General features: G+C 48.1%; 8 protein-coding genes and 1 pseudogene. All 9 read right to left on the reverse strand.

What is annotated here, in order from left to right; genetic code table 11:
- The gene (asp4, locus tag RWS24_RS04715; protein ID WP_002897858.1) at window positions 1-183 is read right to left on the reverse strand and encodes an accessory secretory system protein Asp4; all 183 of its coding nucleotides are present in this window, start codon (window positions 181-183) and stop codon (window positions 1-3) included.
- The gene (gene gtfB / locus RWS24_RS04720) at window positions 176-1,528 is read right to left on the reverse strand and encodes an accessory Sec system glycosylation chaperone GtfB (RefSeq protein ID WP_314365902.1); all 1,353 of its coding nucleotides are present in this window, start codon (window positions 1,526-1,528) and stop codon (window positions 176-178) included. The genes asp4 and gtfB overlap by 8 nt, the downstream gene beginning before the upstream one ends.
- Window positions 1,512-3,032 (reverse strand): accessory Sec system glycosyltransferase GtfA, encoded by a 1,521-nt coding sequence (gene gtfA / locus RWS24_RS04725; RefSeq protein ID WP_314365904.1) that lies wholly within the window; start codon window positions 3,030-3,032, stop codon window positions 1,512-1,514. Before gtfA ends, gtfB begins: the two co-directional genes overlap by 17 nt.
- Window positions 3,033-3,044: 12 nt before the next feature.
- On the reverse strand, window positions 3,045-5,426 hold the full coding sequence (gene secA2, locus RWS24_RS04730) for an accessory Sec system translocase SecA2 (RefSeq protein WP_314365906.1): 2,382 nt from the start codon (window positions 5,424-5,426) through the stop codon (window positions 3,045-3,047).
- Window positions 5,419-5,898 (reverse strand): accessory Sec system protein Asp3, encoded by a 480-nt coding sequence (gene asp3, locus RWS24_RS04735; protein WP_002895934.1) that lies wholly within the window; start codon window positions 5,896-5,898, stop codon window positions 5,419-5,421. The genes secA2 and asp3 overlap by 8 nt, the downstream gene beginning before the upstream one ends.
- A complete protein-coding gene (gene asp2 / locus RWS24_RS04740) occupies window positions 5,895-7,424 on the reverse strand; it encodes an accessory Sec system protein Asp2 (RefSeq protein WP_314365909.1) in 1,530 nt (509 codons plus the stop codon). The genes asp3 and asp2 overlap by 4 nt, the downstream gene beginning before the upstream one ends.
- A complete protein-coding gene (gene asp1, locus RWS24_RS04745) occupies window positions 7,414-8,994 on the reverse strand; it encodes an accessory Sec system protein Asp1 (protein WP_314365912.1) in 1,581 nt (526 codons plus the stop codon). The genes asp2 and asp1 overlap by 11 nt, the downstream gene beginning before the upstream one ends.
- Window positions 8,995-9,002: 8 nt before the next feature.
- Complete coding sequence (secY2, locus tag RWS24_RS04750; RefSeq protein ID WP_314365914.1) at window positions 9,003-10,226, reverse strand: accessory Sec system protein translocase subunit SecY2; 1,224 nt, start codon at window positions 10,224-10,226, stop codon at window positions 9,003-9,005.
- Window positions 10,227-10,258: 32 nt separating this feature from the next.
- Window positions 10,259-10,488: pseudogene (locus tag RWS24_RS04755) on the reverse strand (beta-1,6-galactofuranosyltransferase); the annotation flags it as partial.

Below are 10,488 nucleotides of genomic sequence, written 5' to 3' on the forward strand. Positions count from 1 at the left end.
TTATTTCCTCAAGGCTCCAATCAATGTAAAAATCAAACCAATCAAGATCATCAAGCCCAAGGCGATGACAAAGGCCTTGTTGAGATTTTCACCCAAGCTGGCCTTTTCTTTCTTGGGCTTGCCATGCTTGAGCTCATCTAACCGCCCCTCAATATCCTTATGAAATAAATCTTTTTTAGCCATGCTGACCTCCTAGTACGCCTTGGAGAGTCTCCTGATAAAGACTGACTGGCACATCGTTGGCATGTCGGCCTTGTGCTTGCAAGGCTGACCGCATCTGCTCGACACCAGATAAGGCTTCTTCCAAAGTTGATGCCAGTTGAGCAGGCTGGCTGCTGTCGAAAATATGCTGCTGGGCAATGTAGTGTCTGTCATGCAGGGTCTGCTCAAAGCCTAGAATTAAGAGATTATTCTCAAAAGCCTTGCGCACTGCCTGCAGAACCTGTCCGCCGTGATTGATATCCAGATAGATGTCTGATTCCAAGTAGAGCTGCTCAATCTGCTTGAGACTGGCATTTTGATAAAGAACGACATTCTTATAGGACAGCATAGACAAGAGCTTGGGCGACATTTCCGTAAGGGCAGCAATGCGAAAGACCACCTGCGGCAAGGCCTGAACCAAGGTCTCTAAGCCTTCAATCTGATCCGAGTGGGTCAGGATTAAAGCATCTTTTCGTAGGAAGTTGTCCCGCTTGAAATCATAATGATAGCCTAGATGCAGGAACTTCTGCTGCTGGTCAGCTACAGCCAAACTCATGGCCTTTTCATAGGTCGCCAAGTCTGGAATGACAATGGTCTGCGCCCGCAGCTGACTATTGTCCAGAATCAGCTGCATATTGCCCGGAAGCTCGTCATACAGGGGCTCCTGCCAAAAGAGAATGTCCTGTCCAGCTCGACCCGTCAAGCTGTGAGAAACTAGGAAAGAATAGGCCAGCGAATTAAAGAGAAAGTGATCCAAGTCAAAGTCTAGCCGTTCCAAGAAGAAACGGATAAAATCCACTCGGCTTTTAAAAATTCGCAAGGGCTCTTGGTCCAAAGTCAGTATGATGTCACCAGTGGCGTGATTCTCCACGATGCGCTCCTGGCCGTCTGTGCTGTAATAGGTCGTGTTGAAGGCTTCCTGAGCAGATTTATAGGCTGTTTTGGCAAAGCAGCGGCCTTGCTTATTATAGCGCTCACTCAGTCGCAGCTGGCCTTTTTTATCCAGCCAATCCACCTGCTTGACCAGCCGGCCCTTGGCCTGACTGGCATAGTGAATCCGCGCTCTTTCTTCTCCCATGTCACTGACACGCGCAGCCTGATGGTCGCCTGTGATTTCCCAGAAAGGTGGCACTGGCACTTGATTGAAAAAGAGCGGGTGGTCTACTCCCTCTTCATCCCCTAAAAAATAAGTATAGGGGGAGATCATGTCGTCCGGCAGAAAGCCATTGGCCTCAATGACAATGGTCGGACAGTCATAGCCAGCTGCAAGGAGGGAATCATGCAGATCCTGGGTTTCCTGATTGTAATAATCAAAGAGCTGAATCATCTCTGACCTCCTTTAAAAGCTGGGACCAAGCCGCTTCAACCCGGCTGGTCAAATAATTCTCGGCCACTTGATAAGAGCGTTGGCTCATCTCCTGCTGGCGCCCTTGACTAAAAAGAGCTACTATTTTCTCCACAAAAGCAGCAATAATCTGGTCCTCGACCTGATTGGAACTGACCGGCAGCAGATAGCCATTTTTACCATCATCGATAAAAGTCTGATTGCCATAGCGGACATCAAAGCCGATGAGAGGCAGACCCGATCCGACCGCTTCCATGAGAGTCAAACCAAAGCCTTCACTGGTTGAAGCTGTCAGATAAAGCTCATAGCCTGCATAAATCTGACTCAAATCTGCATGCCCTTTAAGCCGAATGTAGTCTTGAGCTCCTGCTTCCTCAATCCTACGGCGCAGCTTCTCCTCTTCGCCCCCCTTACCGTAAATATCCAGAGTCAGCTCAGGCAGCTGGGCATGGGCTTGGACGGTCGCTGCCACTAGCCAATCAATATGCTTTTCTGTAGCGAGACGCGAAGCCGTAATCATAGAAAAAGGCTTGCGAGGCTCTTTGGGATAAGTCAGCTGGCCAAGACTGCCCACCGGTATTGTGACAATCTTGGGCCGCTTGTCCGAGTAATGCTGGAACTGCTGCTCTAGAATCGTTTTCTGAGCCTCAGTTGCCACGATGAAAAAGTCCACCTTGTCAGCATTGGTAAACTGGTAGTCATAGAAATTGTTCCAGAGAATGTAGTCGTCGCTGCTGGCATTTTCACTGAAATGCTCCGCATGGACCACTACTCCCAGCTTAGCCTTCTGGCTCTCTTCAAAGACAACCTGACCAATCCCTGTCTCCCTATCCAAGATAACTACATCATCCACATGCAGCTGCAAACACTGGAGAAAATAACGAACCAGCTCAGCCTTGGAATAGAAAATCCGGTCTGGAAAACGATAGAGTTCTTCCTGACCATCCTCTATCAGCATGTCATAAGCCACACTGCCGTCTTCATGGTAGAAACGGCGCTGGTAGAGGGTTGCGGCGTCATTGTGAGGCGCGAAGTATTCACTGGCATAGCGGACATAGGAGAAATAATCCTTGCGAATCAATCTCCCCCGCGAGACATACTCTACATGCTCCACAAAGTCCTGGTCTTCCTGCCGCAGATAACAAGTGATAAACTGATCATCCTGCGGATAGAAATAGCGAACAATCTTGCCCTCTCTCTCCGAGCGCTCCGGCTGACCGGCAACTTGAGCCAGCACTTGGTCCAGTGTCACAGTCGTCGGCGCAATCTTGATATCCGTAAAGTAGTTATAGAGCCAGATAACTTCCTCATCCAGAAAACCGATATTTTCCGTCAGATGCTGGATATTATCCGCTAAAATCATATCCATAAAGATAAACTTAGCCGGCTGCTGGATTCTGCGCAGAAGCTGGGCCCGATAAGCTTGGGCGTATTCCACACCGCTACTGGCCCAGCCAATGCCTAAGTTGATGTTATATACTGTCATATTCTCCTCGTCTTACGGGAAGTACATGATGACTTCTCCTTTAGGGTTGAGTGCCAATTCACTCATCAAAAGATTCTTGACAATCTGCTGTTTCATGCGCTCCTTCATATATTCAAAGCCATCGTAAGCCTCTTGGTAGTATTCTACCAGAGGATTTTTCATAGAGAAATGCTGGCCGCTCAAAGCTGTCTTGAGCTGCTGCAGATAGTCCACCTGCTCGACCCAGTTCTCATCAATAGCCTTGAGAACGGACACCCGCTGAAAATGGGTAAAGAGCTTGTCAGACTTGAGATAGGCTTTCTTTGCCTGCAATTCCTGCTCGGCAATATCCTGCAAGAGCTCTGCAATTTTCTCTGGCGAATAAATATCGAAATCATAAGGAATACGCTCAGCATGATAGCTGAAATGGTCTAAGATAAAGCGATAGAGGTCAGCCCGTGTCGCATAGGACTGCTCATAGGCTGCCTGATGGATGACCTGACTAAGGACACGGTTGATTTCCTCGTCAATCCGCTCTTCGGCTTGAATTAGACGGTTGCGCTCAGCATAGGTAATCTCCCGCTGAATCTTCATACACTGGGCATATTCCAGCGTCATCCGACGGGACATCTTGGCGCTGCTTTCACTAGCTCTCTGAGCCCTGGCCACCAAGTGTCTAAAGCGGCGCTGTCCCAGCTGGACTGGATTCTGCTCAACCTCTTCAGTAGAGTAGTCCTTGTAGAACTTTTTGAGCCAGTCTGGCCCCCACTTCCTGAGCAGATCATCCTCTAGCGAGATAAAGAACTTACTGATTCCCGGATCACCTTGGCGGCCTGAACGGCCACGAATCTGTAGGTCAATCCGCTGGTTCTCCATACGCTCAGTGCCAATCACCACGAGACCACCCAAATCTGCGACACCCGGTCCAAGCTTTATATCCGTACCGCGGCCGGCCATGGATGTAGCCACTGTCACCGCACCTTTCTGCCCAGACTCAGCGATAATTTGTGCCTCACGGGCCGCATTGTTGGCATTGAGCAAATTGTGGGCGATACCTTCTCTCAGCAGTAGGGAAGAGTAAATCTCTGACATCTCTACTGAGCCGGTAAAAATCAAGAGCGGATTGCCTTGAGCATGGTAGTGCTTGACCTCGTCCAGTGAAGCGAAAACTTTTTCTGGCAGGGTCTGGTAAAGCTGATCTGGCAAGTCTTGCCGAATAACTGGCTGGTTGGTCGGGATCTTGATGACAGACATGGAGTAAGTCTCCATAAACTCGTTCTCCACCACCTTGCCGGTTCCAGTCATACCAGAGATTTTCCGGAAGAGCCGGAAAAGATTCTGATAGGTAATGGAAGCCATGGCCCGCGTTTCCTCCGTCAGCTTGACATGCTCCTTGGCCTCAATAGCCTGGTGCTGGCCTCCCTGAAGCCGGGTCATTTCCAGCAGACGGCCGGTTGCGCGATCCAGAAGTACGACTTCTGCCTCTTTATCACCCTGTCGGACAACATAGTCCTTGTCTTTCTTGTAGAGCTTGTGGCCCCGCAAGGCTAGATTGAGGTGGCGGACCAACTCTTGATTTTCCTTGGAGAAAAGATGCTCCAAGTCAAGAAAAGACTCCGCCGCCAGAATACCTTTCGATGTCAGCCAGACTTCATTCTTCTCGTCATCGTAGTGATAATCCTCGTCTTCTTTCAAAGTCGTAATGAAGGTATCCATGATACCATAGAAGTTTGACTGAACCCGAGGCGCACCAGAGATAACCAAAGGCACCTGAGCACTGTCCAAGAGGATGGAGTCAATCTCGTCTATGATGACATAGTTGAAAGGACTAAGATATTGGCTATCCTTATTCTCTGCTAGATTTTCAATCAGATAGTCAAAGCCCAAGGCACTATTGGTCGTATAGACAATATCCGCCTGGTAAATCAGCCGCTTCTGCTTAGGAGTCAAATTTTCAGTCTCATCCGCTACCACCGCTGCCTCAATAGTCAGCCCCAGAAAACGATAGACCTGTACCATTTCCTGAGCATCCCGCAGAGCCAGATAGCTATTGGTGGTTACCAGCATAGCTCCTTGACCAGACAGGGCATTGAGATAGAGCGGCATGGTAGCCGTCAGAGTCTTGCCCTCCCCTGTAGCCATCTCAGCGACATTGCCTTCATGGAGAACAATCGCTCCCATGACCTGCACATCGTAGGGAAACATGCCCAGCACCCGCTTGTCCGCTTCCCGCACCACAGCATAAGCCTCCGGCAGCAAGTCGTCTAAAGTCTCACCTGCGGTCAGTCTCTCCTTAAATTCCTGAGTTTTCTTCCGCAAATCAGCGTCTGGCAAGCCAGCCATTTCTGACTCAAAGCTCTTGACTTTGGCTAAGATTTTCTTTAAGCGCTGAATTTGAAAATGATTTTTAATCATCAGACTCCTCTATGATTTGGTCAATATTTAGGCAATGAAACTCTAAGGACTCAACTCCTGCACTCAGCAGCTGAACCTTATAGCTATAGGCTTCGTTTGGATAGGTAAAAATCATACTCTCCGAACGCTCCACTTGATTGCTGATTTCTTTCTCATAGCGGTCAAAGAAGATGATTTTCAGAAAGACGCTGGATTCAGGATAGGTGGTCATATCTCTAGACAGGCAATAGCGAGCTCCCTTTTTGAGCAAGGGGAGAGCAGGCACCTGCCGGTCTCGCTGATAATTCCATTTGGAAGACCATTCATGGATGGTCTGGCCGGAGGCCATTAGTTTATTTTCAAAAAATATATGTGAAGGGGAATGAATAATAAGGGTAGTGCCATAGAGATAGGTAAAGTCAGTCATTTTACCAGCTGCCGAAACCCCTCTCAGCTCTCCCCAGTAAATGCCCTTTCTTTTTTGAATGTTCATTTCTTTCTCCCAAATTCCTTTTCCAATATCATTCGATAGTAATTCATGAACCAAGACACAGACACAGCTAAGTCGTCATTATGGCGTCCAGGGACACCTCTGCTAATCAGCTTGGCCTCAGTCAGATGAAGAGCTGCCACCAGGTCCTCATAGGCCGTCGGATCATAGTCCTCTTCTTTCATATAGGCGATACCAAAGGTCGTCCGGCTGAAATCAGCCTTCTCAAACTTACGCCAGTAGCGTTGATTCAGCTCCTCTACATGCTCCTTATCTTTGCCACCCGTGTGACGGTGAAGGACATCTAGAGCCGTCGGAAAGACCTCGGGCAGGCGTAAACGGCCACGTTGGGCAATAGTTCCTAGATTTCCCAAGGGCTTGGACAAAACGATAGCCCGCGGACGAAACTCCGAACCGTAATAAACCGCACCATAGGTCCCCATCGACATGCCCGACAGGATTAGATCCCGCTCGGTAAAGCCCAGAAAGTCCAAATGCTCTTGGATAATCTTATGAATACCGCTCTCTAGCTCCTGACTGCCTAGATAAAACATACCGCCATCCACGCGCGGATCTGAAAACAAGAGAAAAGGACAGCCCAGACTCCGCATCATTCCGAAGCCCTCGAAGCCTTCCGCCCGACGGTAACCAGAAAAATAAACAGCCAAAGGCGGCTTCAAATCTCCCGGATAAAAGAAGTAATTAATCTCCTGACGGTGGCTATCGCGAAAAATCTTCCCACCCAGAACATACTTACCAAACTCAAAGCGGGTCAGACGCTGATGCAGAGCGCCAACCTGAATCCGTCCCACTCCTCTAGCCTCTAAACTGACTCCCAGATAGGAGGTAAAGTCATTGTCCAGAACCATGGATTCCCGCATGTCCTCTTCTGCGAAAATAGTCTCGCGAGCAATATCTGCAGTCGACCCTTCTTGGATATTATAGAGACGCAACCGCAGCTCACAGCTGCCTGACTTTTCATACTCAAGCCAGAGTTCAACTGGATTAAACTTGTTGGCAATAATATTATATTTCCAAGACAGGATTGGCTGAAAGTCCTGACCAAAGTCACCTTCCAGCTCCAGATTTTCATAGCCATTGTAGCAAATCTTGCCCCGAAATCCGGGACTGACCACCATATCAAGCGGGGTCATCTTATCGCCATACTGGCCGGAAAAGAGAGCCTTAGACAGCTTGCGGAGCAGGTCAGCTCGATCGCTCATATCCGTTGGCTGAGCACAGTGACGCTTAAGGAAGTACTCAATATCCGCTTCCTGGGTTTCCTGTTCCTGATCATAGAAAACTGTATAAGGAATAATCTTGGACTCAATCATAAACAAATCTGGAATCCGACGCAGGTCGTCCACCAGAATCGCATCAAACTTGCCAATCTTATCCATCTCCATGACTTTTTTGATAGCCAGATTGGAGTTGGGAAAGAAATAATACCAGGCCATATTGTCCGGAATGGCAAGCTCCTTACTCCAGTCGCTTGAGCCAATCTGTAAGATTTTTAGCTTATTTTGCATTCTCAGCCTCCTTGAGCCACTGCTCCCACCGGCCAATCAGCTCCAGACCAGTATTATGATGAATTTTTTCAATGGAATAAATCAAGGCCTGGTTCCAATTTTTCAAACCTTCCAAGTAATAGTCTGCAGCAGTCGGAACATCAGAGATAGAGTCCAAGATATAGCCATTTTGCAGATGGGTCACATAGTCCGAACCCACCAGATTGATCTGCGGAATCCCGGCAGAAATCCCAGCAATCTGTGTATAGAGATTGGGTTGCTCACTCAGGTCAATGATTAACCGTGTATCATCCAGCTCCTGAATCAAGCTGAGCTCGTCCGTGATATTCTTAATGGTGAAACGGAGGTCCTGCTCCTGATTTTCCAGCAGGGCATTCTCAGCCTGCTCACTGCGGCGGTAGTTCTTGACAAATTCATATTGATTCAGATACTCATCAATAACCTCCTGCACCTTGGTCTCCACCTTTTGGATTCCTTCCTGCCAGGCATTGTAAACACCGATAGTCAGCTCTGTATCCGGATGCTTGGCCACATAGTGGAGAACCTTGAAAACGGCATAGTCATTAAGCCCTTCTTCCAGATTAATCTGATAAAAAATCTTGGATTCCCGGCGGCGTTGGCTCTTGCCCAGCTGCAGACGGGTATCAAAAGGCGACAGGTAATGCACCTTCTGAGCCTGCCTAGGCAGGTAGCGCTGAATAGCCTTCTTAAAGTCCATACGATCAGTCAAGACTAAATCTGCCTGCTGCAAATCTGCTTCTAAAGCTGGCCAATCCACTGTATGATTGCGCTCGTGGAAAAAGCTGAGAATGATTTGAACATTCTTGGGCAATAAGCGCAAAATGGCTTGAGTGTATAAGGGATGCGTTGCTAGGACGAATCGGCTGTCCGCTCCTGCATTGCGCTCGATATAGTGGCCTAATTTCTCCAAGATTAAGTCCGGCATCCGCTCATACTCCAGCTTATCAAAGTCCAGTAAGTAAGCAGGGTTGACCTCTATCCGACCGTCGTCAGGCTTGAGATGCTCACGAATCCGCCAGTCACCATCTGGCTGCAGGTAGTCCTGATACAGAGGCTGACCTTCTTCATAATAGGTGATACTAGAGACAAAGCCCCGATCATCAAAGATATAAAACTTCTCCAGCTGGTCATCCTTGAAAAACTTGATGAAGCTGATAAAGCCTTCTACTCCAAACTCGACATGGGCATAGAGCTGTCCCTGACTGCGGACCATGATTAGAAAGGGCGTATAGACAAACTCGCAGTCTGACTCCCAGTCCAGATCCTTGATTTGCAAGACCTGCATTTCTTTAGACTGGATTCCCTGAATCTCATCAAAGACCGAGTAATAGTCCGTCTCAAAAATATCCTGCCGATGCAAGAGATAGCGGGCATGCGGCATATAAGCTGGCAAAAGCAGCTGGACTGGCAGATTTTCACTTTGAAAAATCCGAATCTGATGAATCGAGTCATCAAACTCCAGTCGCTGCATGGAGCGATACCAAGGGACAATATCCCGGTGCCAAACCCGATCCCCACTGCCACTCCACGAAGGAATAAAGTAATACATAGTTTCTCCTACAACAATGAACGATAACGGTCATTAAGTGTCAAGGCATCTACCTCGTCCTTAATAGAAAAGACCATCCCGATAAAAATCATAAAAATCCCCGGAATCATACTGAGCCGCAGATAGCGAATGTCCAGAAGGACCACCATCATAGGCAGACCAGAAATCAGGATAAGATAGAAAGCCCCCACTAGTGCAAAATAGGTCACCAAACCATTGATATACCGGCGGGTTGCTCCTCCCGGATAAACATTTTCAATATACTCTCCACTCTTCTGCATCCGCTCAGCAATCTGGTCGCCACTGATATTGATAAAGGCGAAGGCCAGTGCCAGGATGAAAATAGTCAGCAGATAGAGGATAAACCAAGCTGGACTTCCCATAGACAGTGCTTCTATCCAATGGTCAAACAACTGGTTGTCCGGCTGGAGAAAGTGGATTATCAAAAGGAAATACTGGGGAATGCTGACTAAGGTCATAGCGTACATAATCGGCATCCCACCAGCAGGATTCAGACGAATATCCAGATAAGAGTATTTCTTGAAACGGTTATGGATATTGATCTTATTGACTGGTATTCGGTACTTGGATCGCTCAACAGTAACAGCCAGATAGAGAAAGACTAGGCTGAAAACTAGCATCAAGGCTAGCCAAAGCGAAGAAATCTTCAACTCCTGAATGGAGTCCCAAATATCCTGCGGAATGTAGGCAATCATGCTGGCCATGACAATCATGATGGAGCCGCCTAATCCCATGGCAGCATTCAAATCCGTCAGCCAAATGAGAAAGTAGGTCCCAGCCATCAAGACCAAGGTATCTAAGACCATAATCGTAGTCATATCCACCCCACCTACTTCTTGCAGTGGCAGGTTTAGAACCAGTGCCACGGACTGAATCAAGGCAATGACCAAAGTCAGCAGCATCCGCCGCCTTTCCTGCACTTCCAGAGGGAGCTTACTCAAGCCTAGGCGCTTTGACACAGCAAACATCTGCCAGATCAGCATAGAGGACATCCAAGGAGACAAGCCGACAGAAAAGAGCGACATACTGCGTAGATTCCCCCCCATCAGGGCTGTCGCATAGTTCAAGGTAGTAGAGGTCCCGTCCATGGCAGCTGCCTTACTCATATCGATGAAGGGCAGGGTCAGCTTGGTTCCCAAGACATAGATAAATAAGAAAAATAAGGTCCACAGAAACTTTTTGATAATGATCGCTTTAAAAAATGACTTCACACTGACTCCTCATGACGATGGCTGGAAAGGCTCTAAGATAAGACTTCCATCACCGCATCTACTAAGACTTTTTTGCTAAAATAACCTTCCTTGAGCAGGAAAGAGAACTTTCTAACCCGCTCGACCATAGCCTGATATTCCTCTGCAGTCAGATTTTCAACGATCCGACTGGCCTCTTCCAGACTGTCTACGACAAAGCCCAGACCGCGCTCGCGAATCAGCTCTGCATTGGACAGGTAAGAAGGGACGATGACCGGAATCC

Source organism: uncultured Streptococcus sp. (assembly GCF_963528215.1).
Taxonomy (GTDB): domain Bacteria; phylum Bacillota; class Bacilli; order Lactobacillales; family Streptococcaceae; genus Streptococcus.